The sequence below is a fragment of the Metamycoplasma alkalescens genome, assembly GCF_900476125.1.
Lineage (GTDB): Bacteria > Bacillota_I > Bacilli_A > Mycoplasmatales > Metamycoplasmataceae > Metamycoplasma > Metamycoplasma alkalescens.
Genome location: NZ_LS991949.1, coordinates 481,816 through 501,985, shown reverse-complemented (window position 1 = coordinate 501,985; position 20,170 = coordinate 481,816). Strand labels below are relative to the sequence as shown.

Sequence of the window (20,170 nt, the reverse complement as noted above, 5' to 3'; positions counted from 1 at the left end):
TTGAAAAATTAAATTATTAATATTTCAAAGTTTAGATCAACCTATAGAATATATCATACAAAAGACAAACAATAGGTCTTATACAACTATTAAACAAGATAAGAGTTTTTGGTGGATGCCTTGGGTCTGAAAGTCGATGAAGGACGTGATTACCTGCGATAAGCCTCGGTTAGCTGGAAATAAGCTTTGACCCGGGGATTTCCGAATGGGGAAACCCAATTGAGCTAATCCTCAATTATCATTTTGATGAATCAAATAGTCAAATGAAGAGACACGCTGTGAATTGAAACATCTCAGTAGCAGCAGGAAAAGAAAATAAAGAATGATTCCCTCAGTAGTGGCGAGCGAAAGGGGAACAGCCCAAACCAACATTCGTTGTTGGGGTTATAGGACTACATTTTAAGAGTTTTAAAAAATTTAGACATAGCAGAATAAGTTGGAATGCTTAAACAAAGAGGGTGAAATTCCCGTAAGCAAAATGGCTAAATCTCTTTGTAGTATCCTGAGTAGGGCGGGGCACGTGAAACCCTGTCTGAATTTGCCAGGACCACCTGGTAAGGCTAAATACTAATCAGACACCGATAGTGAACTAGTACCGTGAGGGAAAGGTGAAAAGAACCCCGAGAGGGGAGTGAAATAGATCCTGAAACCAATTACTTACAGTTAGTCAGAGCCCGTTAATGGGTGATGGCGTACATCTTGCAGAATGGACCGGCGAGTTATGTCAACATGCGAGGTTAAGTGGAATAAAGCGAAGCCGTAGAGAAATCGAGTCTTAAGAGGGCGCAAAAATTAGTATGTTGATATAGACCCGAAACCAGGTGATCTACCCATGAGCAGGTTGAAACTTAGGTAACACTAAGTGGAGGACCGAACCGTAGTACGCTAAAAAGTGCCCGGATGACTTGTGGGTAGGGGTGAAATTCCAATCGAACTTGGAGATAGCTGGTTCTCTCCGAAATAGCTTTAGGGCTAGCGTGTAGTGTTAAGTGATGGGGGTAGAGCACTGAATATGGAATGGCGGCGCCTAGCTGTACTGACTATAATCAAACTCCGAATACTATCATGAATTACTATGCAGTCGGTACATCGGTGATAACGTCGATGCACGCGAGGGGAACAACCCAGATCGTCAGCTAAGGTCCCAAAATTGTGTTAAGTGAGAAAGGTTGTGGAGTTTCTTAAACAGCTAGGATGTTGGCTTAGAAGCAGCCATCGTTTAAAGAGTGCGTAATAGCTCACTAGTCGAGAGACTCTGTGCCGATAATTCAACGGGACTAAAACACAATACCGAAGCTACGGGCATATAAAAATGCGTTAGGAGAGCGTTGTAAGGGCATTGAAGCCAGACTGTGAAGACTGGTGGAGCGCTTACAAGTGAGAATGCCGGTATGAGTAACGATTCAGAGTGAGAATCTCTGACGCCTATTGGGGAAGGTTTCCTGGGCAAGGTTCGTCCACCCAGGGTTAGTCGGGTCCTAAGACGAGGCCGAAAGGCGTAGCCGATGGACAACAGGTTAATATTCCTGTACTTTCTATAAATGTGATGGAGTGACGGGGGAGGATAGTACTACCACTTATTGGATTGTGGGGTAAATAACAACTGGGTTATGTAGGCAAATCCGCATAATTTTAACCGGGAGTTATGATGCATAGCAAAAGGGCGACCAAGTAGCGAATTGGATGATTCCATACCTCTTAAAAAAGCTTCTAACATAAAGTTTATATGAAACCCGTACCAAGAACGGACACACGTCCCCAAGATGAGTATTCTAAGGCGAGCGAGAAAACCAATGTCAAGGAACTCTGCAAATTCATCCCGTAAGTTCGCAAGAAGGGATGCCCACCCTAAAAAGTGGGCCGCAGTGAATAGTAAGGGGGAACTGTTTATCAAAAACACAGCTCTATGCTAAGTCGTAAGACGATGTATATGGGGTGACTCCTGCCCAGTGCCCGAAGGTTAAGCAAAGGTGTTAGCATTTGCGAAGCATTGATGTGAAGCCCGGGTGAACGGCGGCCGTAACTATAACGGTCCTAAGGTAGCGAAATTCCTTGTCGGCTAAATACTGACCTGCACGAAAGGAGTAATTATCTCTTAACTGTCTCGACATTGGACTCGGTGAAATTATGGTTCCGGCGAAGACGCCGGAGACCCGCATCTAGACGAAAAGACCCCGTGGAGCTTTACTATAACTTCATATTGGAGTTTGATTTAACTTGTGTAGGATAGGTGGGAGACTATGATGCTTAAACGCTAGTTTAAGAAGAGTCGCCGTTGAAATACCACCCTTGTTAAATTGAACTTCTAACTTGTTACCATTACCTGGTAAGAGGACAGTGTGTGGTGGGTAGTTTGACTGGGGCGGTCGCCTCCTAAAAGGTAACGGAGGCGTTCAAAGTTACACTCAATACGGTCAGAAACCGTATCAGAGAGCATAAAGGTAGAAGTGTGATTGACTGTGAGACCTACAAGTCGAGCAGGTGCGAAAGCAGGACTTAGTGATCCGGCGGTTCTTTGTGGAAAGGCCGTCGCTCAACGGATAAAAGCTACCCCGGGGATAACAGGCTTATCTTTCCCAAGAGATCACATCGACGGGAAGGTTTGGCACCTCGATGTCGGCTCATCGCATCCTGGAGCTGGAGTCGGTTCCAAGGGTTGGGCTGTTCGCCCATTAAAGCGGTACGCGAGCTGGGTTCAAAACGTCGTGAGACAGTTTGGTTCCTATCTGATGTGGGCGTTGGAATATTGATGAGAGCTACTCTTAGTACGAGAGGACCGGAGTGGACGTACCGATGGTGTTCCAGTTGTTTTGCCAAAAGCATAGCTGGGTAGCCAAGTACGGCAGGGATAACCGCTGAAAGCATCTAAGCGGGAAGCCCCCTCAAAGATGAGTATTCCCTATTAAATTCCTTATAGACTATGAGGTTGATAGGCTGGAGGTGTAAGTATAGCAATATATTCAGCTGACCAGTACTAATAAATTGATTGGTTTAATAGTGATTCTATAGAAGTAATCTAAAAAAAAGTGCGATATTCAGTTTTCAAAGAAACAAAAATAAGAGTCTTAATCGACTCTTTTTATTTTAAATTTAGTATAAAAAGATTTAAAATTTAAATTGAACTTGTTTTTTAAAATTAATTAACAAAATTCTTTTAATCTATTTATAAATTATGTATTTTTTAATTTAAAAATTAAATAAGAAGTTTAATAATTTTTAAGAAAATTTCTTATTTATAGCACTAAAAAAACAAAAAAAGTTTCTTATTAAAAGAAAGGATTGCATGACTAATAAAAGTATTAAAAAAATTGTTTTTAGTTTTGATTTATTATTAAACATTGTTCTTATTTTGGCATTATTTTTTATTGGTTTTTATTTTCTTTGAACAAAAAATTATAATCAGCAATTTGATTCCTTACCAAAAACACCACAAAGACATATAAGATATCTGAATTGAAAATATCTTTACCCAGTTTCTTTTTCATTAATATATTTTTCTTTATTTCTTATCTATGTCACTAAATTTTTTATTCTTATAAGCAATAAAAATGGCTTTTTAAAAAGTTTTTTTGCAATCTTTTTTATTAATAAATTGCAGCTTTACAACAAAAATCCAAAGATTAATAAGAAAAATTCAATTGCCTTTTTGTCATCTTAAATTTAGCTTTAATTTCCATTATTATTTCAGCAGTTTTTAATGTCATCGCAGACAGAGTGCATTGAAGTTTCATTGTATTTTTTCTTTATTTTGTTACAATTATGTTACTTTATATTCCACTAATAATTTATTTTTCTCAAAAAAATTCTTTTACAAAAAATATGAATTAAAAACAAAATCACCATGTATTTTAAAAAGGAATGCATGCTGTTTTTTTATTAATTCAGATATAAAAAATAATTGATTTTAATTTGTTACAATTTATGCATACTTAAATTTTAAAAAAAAGGTTTTCTTATGGATAAAAAAGAACAATTTAAAAATCGTTTAATTAAATATATGAATATTGAAGCTATGTCGCGTTATGAAGAACCCGTCGTAAATGAACTTAAAGACGAATTAAAAAGTCTTGATTTTGAAATAAGTCGTGATAATTTGGGTTCAGTTATTTTTAGAAAAAAATCAAAAAATCCAAATCCAATTCGCATCATGATTGCTGCACATATGGATGAAGTTGGTTTTATTGTGCGTAATATTGATAAAAAAGGACAATTATTTTTATCTCCAGTTGGAGGAATTTGACCTTCTTCTGTGATTGGAACAAAAGCGAAATTAGTAACTGATGAAAACAAAACTTTTTTTGGTGTATTTGGACATACAAGTATTCATATTATGCAAGAAAGCGAAATATCAAAAGCAATTACTAATAATGAATTATATGCTGATTTTGGGTTTAAATCTGAGGAAGATGCAATTTCACAAGGTGCTGGTGTTGGTGATTTAGTTTATATGTCAGGTGAAACGATTTTCTTTAATGACCCTAACTTAATTGGGGGCAAAGCAATGGATAATCGGGCAGGAGTCACGGTGTTAGAATATGTTGCAAAAGAAATTGCAACTAAAAATTTAGATGTTGAATTATATCTAGTTGGAACAGCGCAAGAAGAAGTTGGAACAAGAGGCGCCAGAACAAGTGTTTCGTTAATTAAACCTCAAATTGCAATTGCTTTGGATACTTGTGCTTCACATGATACCCCAAATACAATTCCTGGAAATACAAGCTTATATAAGGGTGCTGCATTAAGAATTAAGGATCGCGGAACAATGATGGATCCAAAATTAGTAAAAGTTTTTCAAAATATTGCAAAAAAATATCAAATTCCAACCTATAAATTTGTTGCGATGGGTGGTGGTACTGATGCTCATGAACTACAATTTGCCCACGGTGGCGCAGCAACACTAACAATTTCACTTCCGCAAAGATATTTACATAGTCCAATTGGTGTTTGTGCAATTTCAGATTTAATTGCAGCCGGGGATTTATTAATTCATTTTCTTGAAGATTTTAATGAAGCAACATGAAAAGAAATTAAATATAACTAAAAAATTTAAAAATGCAGAATTTCAAACTAGAAATCCCGCATTTTTTTATTATTTTTTAAGAGAAATAGCTTACAAAATTAATATTTTTCTTCAATCCGTTTATAATTCTTTTTATTTTTTGCCATGTAAGCAGCAATTATTTCATGTTCCGTAATATTAATTAATTGTCCCAAACCCAAATAAGCCTCATATGCTTTCGTGACATTTTCTTGATTTTTTTGTGCGATTAGATTAGTAAATAATTTATAAGTGTGCCCAAGTTGTAAAACAAAATTTTTATATTTTATTTTTGGATTTAGTTGTGATGAAACTGAAAGCGGATATGCAATGCTTGTAATAAAATGAATCCCATCAGCATATTCTTCAAGAATTTTTGCTCGATCGGTTTGTTTATTCTTTTTTCAATATTTAAAAGATTTGACTTCATTTGCGAATTCACCAAGTTCGACCAAAAGCGCAATCACAATTTTTTTATCAAAGAAAACTTTTTCTTTTTTTGTAATTGACGCAGCAAAAACTTTGTCTAAAATCTTTTGGGCTTCAAATATTTCTTCTAAATTCATAATTAAATATTATATGTGATATCTTTTTTTAATTAATAAAAGAAACTTTTTTTATTTTTCAAACAAAAAATCAAACTTTTCTTGAAGCAGTTTTTAAAAATATATTTTATAATTTATATGCTAATTTAAGATTAATAAAAAAAATGCTCCAGTGGCGAAATGGCAGACGCAGTTGACTCAAAATCAACCGGTTAAAAGCCGTGCTGGTTCAAGTCCAGTCTGGAGCACCAAATAATTTTTAAAAAAATTACCAAATTTAAAATATTTTTTTAGCCAAATACTTATTTCAAACTCTTGCGAAATAAGTATTTTTGTTTATAATTTATAGTTATTAGTCGCAATTTAATCTTGATAAAGGAATTAAAAGCATAAAATGAATAACCGCAAAAACGAATTAAAAAAACTTAAAAAGTATGAATTATATTCAAGTTGATATCTAATTTTGTTATTAACTGCAATTTTTGCCACTTGATTATTAGTTATTTATATTGTTGCAATTTTTCAAAATAAATATGCGCATGATGATTCATTTAGATTAATTAATGACATTGTTGTAAGTGTTGTAACAGGTTTAATTTCAGGAAGGTTAACGATACTTTTTGCCTTTATTTTTTTAGATTTAATCAAACGATCTTATATTAAGGATTATTTCTCTTATTATTCATATTTAAATTCCTTGCGCAACAAAACCAAATATACTTTTTTTAAGGATTCAAAAATTCCTCAAGAACTTTATAAAAAAACAGCAACACAAATGACAAAAACAGAGTTTATTTTCATTGTTGCAAAAATTCTTGATTATTCAATGATGTCACCACATTATCGAAACTTAGTGAATGAAATTAATACCGATTTTGCATTGCATTCATTTTTAACGCCAAATTTTAATAAACAAAAAAGTGTTGCAATTACAAAAATTATCATTCTTGATCTTTTAATTCCGCTAGCAATTGAATCAATTTTACTTTTGTTAATTATTTTTGTGCACCAAAAACAAATTTTAGACCATGTAATTTCAGTTTCAGCAATCACAAGAATTTTAATTATCTTATTAACAACAATTTTTTCTTTAATGGTTTCAATCACAATTTATGAATTTTATCTTTTAAAAGGAATCAAAAACTACAATAGTTTTAATGACTTTTATTTCCTATCATTTAATAATTTTGAATTTAAATATTTAAATTCATCATTAATTAAAAGATAGTTTTATTGCAAAATTAGTTTGTCAATTCTTGTTGTTTTTGTCAAATTTATAGTAAAATGTATTATGTGAATTACACAATCAAAACTTGAGACTAAAAAAACTACACACTACCAATTAGGTATCTAATTGACGGTGTGTTTTTATTTATGATATAAATTTTGAGGATTAGGAGGATTAGAATAATATAAATAAAAATAGGAAAATAAAATTATTAAAAAAAATAACAAACAAAAGGAAAGGTACAAATAATTCGAATATGAAAAAATCAAATAAGATTTTAATATCAATGGCTTCAGTTGCTGCATTATGTGCATTACCTCTAGTTGCAGCTAGATGTGGTGGATCACAAAAATTCGATCAAAAAAATGATGGAATTTTAAAATTAGCAACAGGTCTATCAGAAACCAATAATCAAGGGGTTGCAATAAAAGGTGTTGTTGAGGAATACAATAAGTGATTAAATTCAGGTTCTGATGAAGAAAAAAAAGGAAGAACAGCAAAAGGATATTTACCAGTTGAACTAGTATTTTTGCCTAATGGATATAATACTGGTCCATTATCAAATAAATTATCTTCTAAAGACCAAAATACATTTTGAAACATCCTTCTTAATTACCCACAAGCAGCCTCAATTTTAGCTCAAAGTGAAATGAATTTAGCATTATCTGATGAGGAATTTGATAATTTAAACTTGGCATCTGTATTTAAAAATACTAACAAACCAATTGCTGGAAACAAAAATCATGAAAAATGAGTTGTTCCATTTGGTGTTTCATCTGAAATGCAATCTGTTAATAAACTTGTACTAGGCAAATTATTAAATGATTTGAAAAGCGAAGTCGATTTAACAATTGAAGAAAAAAATGTCAAAAAGGTTAATGAATATATTGATTATTATTCTAAGTCACCTAAAAAGAACCATATAGATACTGAATGAAATAAAGATAAAGCAAGCGATACAGAAAAAGTAAAAAAAGATATTTTAAGTATGAATATTAAATTAGCAGATGATATTTTTGAATCATATGAAAAATTGATTAAATTCTCTATTGCTGCAAAGAAACTTTTTCCAAAAAATGTGAACCGTCCAATTCTTGGAATTGATTCATTAGCAACCTCAATAAATGTTATGAATGCTTCACAATCAAAAGGTGATTTAAATAAAGGCTATATTACACCATCTGACAAACATGAAGTTACTGGCGGATATGATTATGAGTCATTTCTAGAAAAAAATACTCCTCAAAATAAAGTATTTGAAGATTTATTAAAATTGGTATTTGAAGGAATTAAGGAAGGCGCTATTTGAGTTGGTGGTGGCGGTGCTTATGGATCAAATATTTTAACCAAACATAACATGGCATTAAATATAGGTTCAACAGCAGGCTGACATAACACATTTATAGAAGAAACATCATCAAAAATCTATTTTGTTGATAAAAAAGAAAATGAAATTGATAAAAATAGATACTTTAATTTACATAAACCAGATTCAAATGGCGATGTAATTTCAAAATTTAAAAGATTTGAAGACGGAGACGATAAAATAAATAAAATTTATTCTCATGATTCAAAATCAAAAATTGGAAGATATGACAAGAAGTTTAAATCAAAGAATGAGCAAGATAAATTTTTAAATGAATTGAAAAATAATTTTAATGCTAAATTATTGGAATATGAATATGATGAAAATAATAATTCATTAATTTTAGGAAGAGATTCAAAAGGCACTGTTGTAAATAGTTTTAAACTAGATGATAAGCACAAAGGTAAATTTAAATTACTAGGAAAAATATTTGATGATGATAAAAATTATTCTTTAGTTTTAGATGAAAATTCAATTTCTAATGAAACAATAAGCGGTGATGGACTTCTAAATAAAAATGATGCTGATTGAATTAATTACCCTTTAGTTAATAAAGATGGAGATAAAAAATCAATATTTGCTCAAGGTCCTTCAATGGTATTAATTCATGCCAATGAACCTGAAAATAAAGGAACTAAACTATTTGTAAATTGAATGTTTACACATAATATTCCTGAAATAACCTTAAGAAGAAAAAAATACAGTCAAACATATAAAAATATAAAACCTATTGATGCTTTTAATAGATTTGGAAATTATATTTCACCAACAAACTCATACTTTGCTGATGATAAAAAAGAAGAAACTATAAAAGTACTAAATGAAGCTACAAAACTTGCATTTGAAAGTTTTAATCTAGCAATAAAAGATGCAGATAATTATCAATTAGCAGAAGATGTCTCATCAGTACTATCAGATAAATTAAGAGATTCAATTAGTACAGCTGGTAGAAAAATGGTGGCACAATACACATCAAATACAGCCATTACTTTTGAAGATTTTATGAAACAAATTAGCAATTTATTTAAATAAAATAAATAACAAAAATTAAATAAAAAATAAAAACATACACAAATTTGTGTTGTTTTTATTAAGTAAGGTAAAAAATGAAAAAAAAATTAAGTTTGTTTCTAACAATGCCAATTTTATTTACTCCAATGGCAGCAATTTCATGCTCAAATACTGAGTTTGAAAACTTGAAATTGAATGAAACATTTTTTGGAGTAGAAGATTATCATAAAGTCGGAGAAATATTTAACCAAAAATTTACACGAACTGAAATTGTTAATCGTGAAACAAGAGAAGAAAAAAAAGTTACAAAATCTTTATGAGAAAACTTCAATGCAATTGAAGCAAAAGTAACTAGAGTTGTTGATGGTGATACAATATGATTTAGTGTTGTAAAAGGAAGCATCTCAGATACTCAAGAAAAAATGTTTGAACCAGGTACTGAGTTAAGAATTAGAGTTCCACTTACTGATACATTAGAAGAATATGGGGATGCATCTGAAAGAGAAAAAGGATTAGCAGCTTATGATTCTGCTTTTGCTAGATCTTTGCTACCTGTAGGCACAACTGTCAGATTGATTTCAGATAATTGAGCTTCAGGAAGCTATGATAGAAAAGTTGCTTATATTTTCTTTGGGGAAAATTTTGAAAAACAATTTGATATTGAAATGTTAGCAAATGGTTATACAATGCTAAGAATTTCTGAAAGCGATTTTAAATCATTTGTAACTGATTATAATGAAGAAATTAAGCCAGTTATATCTTCATATTTGGCTTACTATGCAGCAAAAGCTTTCAATGATGGATATACTAAAAAAAGAGGATTTTATCGAACTGAAGGCCATAAAGTTACTATCAATGGTAAAGAAGAGACTCTTAAATTTAAAAATCCACAACAATTTTCTGAAGTTTTTGATGCCCATGGGTCAGCATTAATTTCGGATGCATATCGTTTTCTATATCCATTTAATATTGAAAAACAACATCGAAAACTTTATAATAACCCACAAAATAATATTTATGAATTTTTAAAAACAAAACAAGTAGTAAAAAAATAGTAATTTTTTAAGGAAATAAATATGATAAAAGCAAATAATGGATTAACACAAAGTGATATTCATAGTTTTTCAAAAGAACGTTACCAAGCAAAAAAATCAATTCCTGCGATTGAAGTTAAGGATTTGGTTATTGACTTTGGTGAATCTTTAGCTGTGGATAATGTTTCTTTTATTATTGAAAAAGGAGAGTTAGTTACTTTACTAGGACCCTCTGGTTCAGGGAAAACAACTACACTTAATGCAATTTCTGGTTTACTACGACCAACATCCGGAAAAATATTTTTTTCAGGTGTTGATGTTACTAAGTTCTCACCACAACAAAGAGAACTTGGGTTAGTGTTCCAAAATTATGCTTTATATCCACACATGACTGTGTATGATAATATCGCATTTCCTTTGTTAAATGATAAACACTGAAAAGAAGAAACAATTGAAAAATCAAAATTAGCACAACAAAAAATATTTGAAATAATTTTTAAACATTTTAATATTCCCGAAGAAATAATTTCTGATTCAAGAATGAAACTATATCATTCAATTGATAATCCCAAAGAAACAAAACATTATTTAACGGAATTAAAAACTGAATATAACAACATTATTGATAAAGAATTAAATGATTACAATTTTGTTGTTACTAAAAAAACAGCTCTTTTATCATCACTAACTAAAAATGTTTTAAAAGCAATAAACAATGCTAAAGAAAAAGCAAAAGATGATATTGAAAACTTAAAACAAGAATTAGCAAAACAAATTACAAACATCAAAGAACAAAAAGATGTTGCAATCGCAAATAATCAAGATTTTATAAATTTTGATGAGCAAATTGCGCTTGTAAAAAAAGATTTTAATGCAAAAAAAACTTTAATTAAAAATGAACTTTCAGGGCAAATCAAAGTTTTAAAAGATGCTTATGTGCAAGAATATAACAAAACTAAAGCTGAATACAAAATAAAAGTTGCTGAAGCTAAAAAACTTTTACAAGTTAAAAAACATCAACAAAAACATCATGAATTAAATGACAAGATTAAAAAAATTAAAATGCGGATTAAACTTGTTGAAAAAGAAACCGAAGAAATTTATTCACAAACAATTAAAAGTTTATTAGCTCCAATTTTTGAGCAAAAAAATATTAAATTTTCATGTCCAAAAAAAGCATTAAATGAATTAGTTCTTTTATTACCAAAAGAAATTCAAAACGAAATTAAAATTTTAAGTAAAGATGTTTTAAGTATTGAAGAAGCAATTGTACGGGATGTTTTAGATGTTGCCCAAAAAGTAGAAATTACCAAAAATTTAGGTAAACGTCCAACCCAATTGTCAGGGGGACAACAACAACGGGTAGCAATCGCTAGAGCAATTGTTAAAAAACCAAAAATTCTTTTATTAGACGAACCACTTTCAAACTTGGATGCTAAATTAAGAATTTCAACAAGAAAATGAATTCGTTCAATTCAACAAGAACTAGGAATTACAACAGTCTTTGTTACCCATGACCAAGAAGAAGCAATGTCAATTAGTGACAAAATCATTTGTATGTCAACAGCTAAAGTGCAACAAATTGGCGCACCAATGGATTTATATTTAAAACCAAAAAATGAATTTGTTGCAAAATTCTTAGGAATGCCAGAAATGACTGTTTTTGAAACAGAAGTAAAAAGTGGTTATGCATACTATGGCAATAAAAAATTAACAAAAGTTCCAAAAAACTATAAGAAAAATAAAATTAATTTAGGTTTCCGTGGTGAATCTTTAGTTGAAGATGAAGAAGGAATTATTATTGGAGATATTCGCTTAGTTGAGTATCTTGGTAAAGAAATTCAAGCACAAATCTTTATTGAAAAAATTAATAAAATTGCAAATGTGTTTTTAGGCAAAAAATCAAAATATGAAATTGGTGAAAATGTTAAATTAAGTATCAAAAGAGAAGATCTATATCATATGTTTGATATTGATACAAAGGAAAGAATCTAATGACAACTTATTTTTGAAAAAAATACCGGATTAAAAAAACTGGTGAAGCATTAAGTATTCTAAATACAAGAACACCATTTTGGAAACCATTTGTATTAATGCTGCCATCATTAATTGCCTTATTATTTATGGTCGTAGTTCCTTTCATCTTTGTGATTATTGGTTCATTCCGAGCACCAGCAACATTTACAAGATTTGGTTGATCAATTGATAATTACTATAAAACAACAGGAACTGTTGGGATATTAAATGACCCTAAATTCCAAACTTCATTAGTTAACTCATTGCTATATGCAATTACTGCATTGCCAATTGGTTTAACAATCTCGATTTTAATAAGCACAGCGATTACAATGGTAGTAAGAAAATATGCGCGTGGTTTTTGACAAACAGTTTTCTTTTTACCATATATGACAGGAGCGGTTGCAGTTTCGCTAACATTCACTGCAGTGTTTGGAAGAGCAAGCGAAGGAGCAATCTTACCACTACTATATGGAACATCTAATCGTTGAAATCCATTTTTGGTTATTTTAATTCGGGGTGTTTGAGGTGGATTAGCATTTCAAGTTTTAATTTTAACAACGGCAATGCTATCAGTTAATCCTGACTTATATAAATCATCAGCGATTGATGGTGCTTCACCTTCAAAACAATTCTTTTCAATTACATTACCATCAATTCAAAGAACTCTTTCATTCTTGTTCACAATCGGAATTATTAATGGAATTAAGGTTTTCCCACTTGCTTTATATAACAATGATTCAACCTTGGCTATTGCTGAAAATGGAAGCACATTATTAATTTATATTTTCCAAGCAGTTAGATTTGCATCAAATGGGTATGGAAGAGCAATGGCAGCCTCAGTGTTCCTATTTATTATTGGAATACTACTGTCATATGTACTAAAAAAATCAGTGTCATTAATTTACCAATTAAAAATTAAAATAGGAGAAAGAAATGTTATTAACAAGCTTAAAGCAGAGATACAAAAGAGAAAAATCAGTTTTAAAATCTAAACAAGAACTGATGACAAAACCATACTCAACAACAAATGTATGGGGAAAAATCTTTGAATGATCTTTTAAAATAACAATTTTAACCTTTTTTAGTTTTCTTATTCTTCTTCCATTTTACTTTATGCTTGAACAAGCATTAGTTGACCCAAGATTTTATGAAGGTCAAGGATTCCAAATCGCATGATGACCATTTGACTTTGATAAATTTATTGCTGCAAATAAAGAATTTAGTGGTTTTTTAGGAACAAAATTATTCTTTTCTAATTTCAAAGGTGCAATCCAAGAAGGTTATTTACAATCACTCTTATTTACAGCAGGGTTTGCAACAATTTCAGTGATTGTAAGATTGTTTTTTGCAATCACGTTAGGATATGCTCTTTCAATGAAAAACTGAATGGGAAAAAATGTCTTTTTTGCAATTTTGTTATCATTAATTGTTATTCCTGAAATTACTTTGATTTCATTGCAATATACTTTAGTATCAAAAGCTGGGTGATTAGGAACAAAAAATCCATTGATTTTAATTGCAATGATTGTACCTTTTGCAACTTCAATTTTCAATGCTTACATGTATAGAAATTCATTCGAAGCAATTCCGAATTCAGTTAAAGAATCATCAATGCTTGATGGTGCAAGTGGAGTTAAATATTTCTTTAATATTGCCCTTCCAATGGTAAAAGCAACAACATGAACAGTGATTATTTTAACAGCAATTGCTTCATGAAACTCGTATACATGACCAGCGCTATTATGAGATTCAGCCCCTGGGCCAACAGCAGGTTATTATGCACCAATTAACTTATGATTATTTACCACTGGTAGACATGAAGTTGCTCCTGGACAAATTCAAATTGTTTTATCAGTGAGAATGGCAGCAACAGTTTTAGCTGTCGCTCCAATGATTATTGTTTACTTCATTCTAAGAAATAAAATTATGTCAGCTATTTCAAGACGTGGAACAGCAACAAAAGGATAGAATATGGAATATAAAGATTATAGTTCAATGGCTAATAAATCCAAAACCAAAAGAATTTCAAAAAAACTTTTTCGAGCTTTTTGAATTTTATTAGTTGTGATTATTGGATTGATCTTATTAGCTTTCATGATTTATGGCTTAGTTATTGGAATATACCGAATTTTTGATCAAGATACATTAAGATTATTCACATAAAAAAATAAACAATATCAAGCAAGCAATTCTTTTTAATAAAGATGTTGCTTGTTTTTTATTTAAATCAAGATTTTTAAATTTAATATAAAATATTAAATTATGAAATTTTTTAAATTCCAATCAACAGAAATGCGAATTGCTGAGCATACGCTAAAAAAAATTAATCAACTTGAATCACAAGTTGAACTTTTAAGTGATGATGAATTAAAAAGTAAGACCATTGAGTTTAAAGAAAGACTTAAATTAGGCGAAACACAAGAAGATATTCGCCATGAAGTATTTGCTGTTTCAAGGGAAGCAACCAAAAGAGTTTTAGGTAAAAGACCTTATGATGTTCAAATGCTTGGTGGAATTATTCTTGATCTTGGTTCGGTTGCGGAAATGAAAACAGGGGAAGGGAAAACAATTACTTCAATTGCTCCTGTTTATTTAAATGCTTTAAGTGGACAAAGTGTAATTGTTTCAACCGTAAATGAATATTTAGCAGAACGTGATGCCCATGAAATGGGATTAGTTTTTAAATTTCTTGGACTAAGTGTTGGAATTAATAAAGCACAAATGCCAGCTGATTTAAAAAGGGAAGCTTATGCTTGTGATGTCGTTTATTCTGTGCATTCAGAATTAGGTTTTGATTATTTGCGGGACAATATGGCAATGAGCAAAGAAGAAAAAGTCCAACGCGGTCTTGATTATATTTTGCTTGATGAAGTGGATTCAATTTTAATTGATGAGGCAAAAACTCCTTTGATTATTTCAGGAGGAGATCAAGAAGAAAGTAGTATGTATAACATTGCTGATTTATTTGTTCGCACTCTAAATAGCAATGATTATTTTATTGATGAAGAAACCAAATCAGTTTATTTAACGGATGAAGGAATTGAAAAAGCAAATAAATATTTCAATTTTAAAAACTTATATGATTTAGAAAATTCTGAACTTGTGCACCGGATTCAAAATTCACTAAGAGCACATAAAGTGATGAAATTAGATGTTGAATACATTGTGCGAAATGACAAAATCGAATTAGTTGATTCATTTACTGGTCGGATCATGGAAGGGCGTGCTTATTCAGAAGGGTTGCAACAAGCAATTCAAGCCAAAGAAAGAGTTGAAATTGAATCAGAAACGAAAACTCTAGCAACAATTACTTATCAAAACTTTTTTAGATTATTCAAAAAAATTAGTGGTATGACTGGGACGGCTAAAACTGAAGAAAAAGAATTTATTGATATTTATAATATGCGGGTTAATGTTGTTCCAACCAATAAACCAGTGATTCGAATTGATGACCAAGATGAAATTTATGTTGACATGCATTCAAAATGAAAAGCTGTGACAAAAGAGGTTAAAAGAGCATATGAACGTAAACAACCAATCTTAATTGGAACAGCCCAAGTTGAAGATTCAGAAGTCTTGCATGAATATTTATTAAATGAAGGAATTCCGCATACTGTTTTAAATGCTAAGCAAGATGCTTCTGAGGCTGATATTATTTCCAAAGCAGGTGAAGCTGGAGCTGTAACAATTGCAACAAATATGGCCGGTCGGGGAACTGATATTAAACCATCAAAAGAAGCAATTGCCAATGGCGGATTATATGTCTTGGGAACCGAAAAAGCTGAATCGCGTCGGATTGATAATCAATTAAAAGGGCGTTCAGGGCGTCAAGGTGATATTGGATATACAAAATTCTTTTTATCTTTGGATGATCAACTAATTTTGAGATTTTCAATTCAAGACCAATGAAAAGAGCTTTTTAAAGAATATGGTTCAGATCCAATTCCAGGTAAAGCAATTAAATCAGCTTTTTTAAGAGCACAAAAGAAGATTGAAGGATTTAATTACGATAACCGTAAAAGCGTTTTAAATTTTGATGACGTTATTCGTCAACAACGCGATTTAATTTATGAACAACGCGATTTAATTTTAAATCGTGATGATCTTGGTTCAATTATTCATAAGATGTTCCAAGTTGCTGTTAAACAAATTGTTAATAATCCTTATTTTGTAAGAAAAACAGATACGATTGATTTTGAGGCTTTTGTTGATTATTTGAATAAAAACTTTATGATTTTGACAAAACATCAATTTAGCATTGATGAGCTTAAAAAGATGGATAAAGAAGATTTAATTGCTTATATTATTGCAATTTGAAATAAAGAATACGACCAATTGAGACAAAATATCATTGACAAATACGGAATTTCATCATTAATTAAATCTGAGCGAAATATTATTTTAAATGTTTTTGATGCCGGATGACAAGATCATATTAATGTTATGGACAAATTACGTCGTAGTACGCATTTAGTGCAATATGCCCAAAAAAATCCATATCAAATCTACACAAAATTAGGTTCAAAAAAATTTAAAGAATTAACAAACCGGATTGCAATGGAATGTAGTGTTAATTTATTAAACAACTATGAAGCACTTCCGGCCAATAATGCGGACTTTGATTTCCCGTTTGTAAGCAATTTTACTTCTGAAAACAAGTTTGAACAAGGGATTGAAAACTTAAATGAATTTGTCAATTTTTTATTAGAATCAGAAAAAAAACATCTGCTTGAAAAAAATCAATCAGAAGAAGAAATTACTGAAATTTTAAAAACTAAAAAAGAAGAAATTTTAAGAGAATTTAAGTTTAAACTTGATTCATTATTACAAAAACAGGACCAAAAAAAATAGAAGTTTGATTGCTTATCTTACTTCTATTTTTTATTTATAATCTCAAAAATTATTTAAATAAAAATCAACTGTTTTTTCTAAAAGTTCACGTTCATTTTCATGTGTTATTCGGTTGACAATTGCTTCTTTGATATTGACTCATTCCACAACATCAATTTCACCAATTTGTTTTTTTAAATCAAAATTTTTTGGTCTTGCTAAGAAATATATTACATCTTTTGTTGCATTGGAAAATGGTGAGTAATTTATTGTTTCCTTAAAACCATCCAAAATTTCAATATCAACATTTGTTTCCTCTTTAACTTCTCTAATCGCAGTTTCTTCTTCAGTTTCGTTTTCTTCAACATGCCCCTTTGGAAAACCCCAATGTCCAGCGGTGTGCTGAACTAATAAGACATATAATTTTGATTCAACATTATTTAAAACAATTGCACCACATGATTTTACATATTTCATATCCCACCTCTATTTTTGATAAAAATATTTATCGCTACAATTGTAATTATATTTAAAATTAAAAGAGAATTTGCAATAAGATAAATTATTTTGATACTTGCAAAAAGTTTTTGATTTTGTAACGTAAGTTGCTCATTTTCTGCATTTAAATATTTAATTATATTTTGATGCGTAACATTTAAAGAAAAAACTAAAACAAGAAACAGTAGCATAATAACAATTAAGCCAATAACAAATCAAAAAATTATTTTTAATAGTTTTTGATGTTGCAAGGAATTTCTTTCTTTATAAATTGCAAAAAAACTAAAAATACTAAAAAACACAATAATTATTGTTAAAACAATTAAAATTATGATTCCAATAAAAATATTTCGATTGATTTTAGGATTTAAAAAACTAATTCCTATGATTGAAAAGATTGCAACAAATAAAGAAATGATTGTCAGTATAAAAAATGTTAAAAAATTTCTTTGATGGATATTACTAATAATTTTATCGACCTTATTCATAACAAAAATTATATAGATAAAAAAACTAATTTGTTTTAATCAAAATTGGATTCAAATTAATAAAATTTAAAAAATTATCTTTAAATTTTTTGCATCCTTAATTTTGGTAAAATATAAATATATTTTAGGGAGGTATAATGACGTTTGAAAAAAAATATTTAGCATTATATCGACAATATCGTCCAAAAACATTTGATGATGTTTATGGTCAAAAACATATTATTGAATCATTAAAAAATATTATTAGAGAAAATAAATTGACACATGCTTATTTATTTTGCGGTCCACATGGAAATGGAAAAACATCAACTGCAAAAATTTTTGCCAATGCAATTAATTGTGAACATCGGTTCAATGAAAATCCTTGTGATTTATGTATTAAAAATATTAATCAAAATATTGATATTATTGAAATTGATGCAGCTTCAAATACAGGAATTGATGATATCCGCGAATTAAAAGAAAAAATCAAGCATCTTCCAACGCATGGCAAATATAAAATATATATTATTGATGAAGTTCATATGCTTTCAAAAAGTGCATTTAATGCCTTATTAAAAACAATTGAAGAACCCCCAAAACATGTTATTTTTATTTTAGCAACAACTGACCCCCAAAAAATTCCGCTAACAATTTTAAGTCGGGTGCAAAGATTCAATTTTAAAAAAATTGATAAAGATATATTATTTGAACAAATCACAACAATTTTTAATAAAGAAAATATCAATGCTGAATTAGAAGCAATTAAATTAATTGTTGACTTAGGTAATGGAAGTTTTCGTGATACTTTAAGTATTGCCGATCAAGTTGCAGTTTATTGTTCAAATGGAATTATAACAAAACAAGCAATTGAGGAATTGTATGGAATTGTGGATATTCAAAACATTTTGTTTTTAATCAAAGCAATTTTGACAAATAATCACACGCAATTAATTAATAAATATAATTATTTGGTTGAAAATGGTGCAAGTGTTGAAAAATTAATTTCACAAATTTTCAATGTTTTAAAAGATTATTTTGTTTTAAAAAAAACACATGATGAGAAGCTTTTAGAATTTTGTTCAAAAAAAGATTTAGTTGAATTGAAAATTGATGATGAAAGATTATTTTATTATTTTGAATTAATGCAAAAAGCAATTAAAGAAATCCAAAATTCAAATTTGCCAAAACAAATTATTGAACTATATTTATTAAAAATGGTTTCTTATGAACTTAAAGAAAATTTAGTTTCAACGGATTTTTTATTAAATAAACATTTAACTGAAAACAATAATTTTGAGCCTGTATTTAAAAATAATCAAGATAATAACGATCTTCAAATTAATAATAGTGCAAAAGAGTTTAATTCAGTTTTTGATTTAGCAAGCATTGCTAATTCTTATGATTTAGCATTTGATCAAGAAAAAAACAAAGAAATCATAACTAATGACATTAAAAAAAATCAAGATCAATTAGATGAAATAAAGCAAAACATTGAGGAAGATAAAGAAAAAAATGCTTCTTTTGCAAAAAAAGCAAGCATTAATGATTTATTAGATGATCTTTTAAGTCCAAATGATCAAAATCAAAAAAATGATAATAATGAACAACTGTCTTTAAAACCAGAATTAGATCAAGAAGAAGTCAATACATTAGCTTTTATTTATCAATATATGAAAATGAATTTGTATGGATGAAATGGTAATAAAATTCAAGCAAATTTAGATGTTATGCATTACAATATGTTAAAAAATCGATTAGGCAAAAAATATGAGCATTTAAATGATTTGCTTTTTGGTTTTAAAGTCTTTTTGTGTTCAAATGAATTAATTGTTCTGAAATCCGATGATATTTTTAAGGTTCATCAATTAAATTTACGTCGAAACGCAGATGAATTTATTGAAGCAAGTAATAGTATTTTTGCAAGATATCTTAATGTTGTTGCAGTTACCCAAGACCAAGTAACAAATGCAATTGAGTATTGTAAAAATAACTGGAAAACAAAAAATCCTGAAGAAATAAAAATGATTTCTTTATTGAATTTAGATAATTATAAAAATAAAGTTTCTGAAACAGTTGAATATGCCAAAAAATTATTTGGAGATATTGTTAAAGAACCATCAAAATAAAATTA

14 protein-coding genes, 1 tRNA gene and 1 rRNA gene are annotated in these 20,170 nt (G+C 29.6%); 13 read left to right on the top strand and 3 right to left on the bottom strand.

All coding sequences use genetic code 4. The annotated features are described in order from the left end of the window. The first annotated feature begins 87 nt into the window (after nucleotides 1-87). From D2845_RS02205 to D2845_RS02195, 3 genes are all read left to right on the top strand, one after another. Nucleotides 88-2,999, top strand: a 23S ribosomal RNA gene (locus tag D2845_RS02205). 284 nt (nucleotides 3,000-3,283) lie between these two features. Further along, entirely contained in the window at nucleotides 3,284-3,658 is a 375-nt protein-coding gene (locus D2845_RS06545) for a hypothetical protein (RefSeq protein WP_002882007.1), read from the top strand. 297 nt (nucleotides 3,659-3,955) lie between these two features. Beyond that, nucleotides 3,956-5,041: a M42 family metallopeptidase gene (locus tag D2845_RS02195; RefSeq protein WP_110858292.1), complete on the top strand. Its 1,086-nt coding sequence runs from the start codon at nucleotides 3,956-3,958 to the stop codon at nucleotides 5,039-5,041. A 77-nt stretch (nucleotides 5,042-5,118) separates the two neighbouring features. Here D2845_RS02195 and D2845_RS02190 read toward each other — a convergent pair whose 3' ends face one another. Then, the gene (locus D2845_RS02190; protein WP_110858291.1) at nucleotides 5,119-5,604 is read right to left on the bottom strand and encodes a dUTP diphosphatase; all 486 of its coding nucleotides are present in this window, start codon (nucleotides 5,602-5,604) and stop codon (nucleotides 5,119-5,121) included. A 145-nt stretch (nucleotides 5,605-5,749) separates the two neighbouring features. Between D2845_RS02190 and D2845_RS02185 the strand changes: the two genes are divergently transcribed. From D2845_RS02185 to secA, 9 genes are all read left to right on the top strand, one after another. Beyond that, a tRNA-Leu gene (locus D2845_RS02185) sits at nucleotides 5,750-5,834 on the top strand. A gap of 143 nt (nucleotides 5,835-5,977) precedes the next feature. Beyond that, entirely contained in the window at nucleotides 5,978-6,811 is an 834-nt protein-coding gene (locus D2845_RS06540) for a hypothetical protein (RefSeq protein ID WP_110858290.1), read from the top strand. A 256-nt stretch (nucleotides 6,812-7,067) separates the two neighbouring features. After that, entirely contained in the window at nucleotides 7,068-9,209 is a 2,142-nt protein-coding gene (locus D2845_RS02175; RefSeq protein ID WP_110858289.1) for a P68 family surface lipoprotein, read from the top strand. 74 nt (nucleotides 9,210-9,283) lie between these two features. Next, complete coding sequence (locus tag D2845_RS06535; protein ID WP_110858288.1) at nucleotides 9,284-10,243, top strand: thermonuclease family protein; 960 nt, start codon at nucleotides 9,284-9,286, stop codon at nucleotides 10,241-10,243. A 21-nt stretch (nucleotides 10,244-10,264) separates the two neighbouring features. Further along, a complete protein-coding gene (locus D2845_RS06530; protein ID WP_110858287.1) occupies nucleotides 10,265-12,217 on the top strand; it encodes an ATP-binding cassette domain-containing protein in 1,953 nt (650 codons plus the stop codon). Further along, nucleotides 12,217-13,233 carry a carbohydrate ABC transporter permease gene (locus tag D2845_RS06525; RefSeq protein WP_002882019.1) on the top strand — a complete coding sequence of 339 codons (1,017 nt, stop codon included), beginning with the start codon at nucleotides 12,217-12,219 and terminating at the stop codon, nucleotides 13,231-13,233. Before D2845_RS06530 ends, D2845_RS06525 begins: the two co-directional genes overlap by 1 nt. After that, entirely contained in the window at nucleotides 13,175-14,209 is a 1,035-nt protein-coding gene (locus D2845_RS06520) for a carbohydrate ABC transporter permease (protein ID WP_110858286.1), read from the top strand. The genes D2845_RS06525 and D2845_RS06520 overlap by 59 nt, the downstream gene beginning before the upstream one ends. 3 nt (nucleotides 14,210-14,212) lie before the next feature. Then, nucleotides 14,213-14,404, top strand: coding sequence for a hypothetical protein (locus D2845_RS06515; protein ID WP_002882024.1), 192 nt, complete (start codon nucleotides 14,213-14,215; stop codon nucleotides 14,402-14,404). A gap of 99 nt (nucleotides 14,405-14,503) precedes the next feature. Next, on the top strand, nucleotides 14,504-17,092 hold the full coding sequence (gene secA / locus D2845_RS02145) for a preprotein translocase subunit SecA (protein WP_110858285.1): 2,589 nt from the start codon (nucleotides 14,504-14,506) through the stop codon (nucleotides 17,090-17,092). A 30-nt stretch (nucleotides 17,093-17,122) separates the two neighbouring features. Here the strand turns inward: secA and D2845_RS02140 are convergent, their stop codons facing one another. Both D2845_RS02140 and D2845_RS06510 read right to left on the bottom strand, forming a co-directional pair. Continuing rightward, nucleotides 17,123-17,548, bottom strand: coding sequence for an NUDIX domain-containing protein (locus D2845_RS02140; RefSeq protein ID WP_002882027.1), 426 nt, complete (start codon nucleotides 17,546-17,548; stop codon nucleotides 17,123-17,125). Beyond that, nucleotides 17,536-18,057, bottom strand: coding sequence for a hypothetical protein (locus D2845_RS06510; protein WP_110858284.1), 522 nt, complete (start codon nucleotides 18,055-18,057; stop codon nucleotides 17,536-17,538). The genes D2845_RS02140 and D2845_RS06510 overlap by 13 nt, the downstream gene beginning before the upstream one ends. Nucleotides 18,058-18,194: 137 nt before the next feature. Here D2845_RS06510 and dnaX point away from each other — a divergent pair, with 137 nt between their 5' ends. Then, entirely contained in the window at nucleotides 18,195-20,165 is a 1,971-nt protein-coding gene (gene dnaX / locus D2845_RS02130) for a DNA polymerase III subunit gamma/tau (RefSeq protein ID WP_110858283.1), read from the top strand. Nucleotides 20,166-20,170 lie beyond the last annotated feature (5 nt).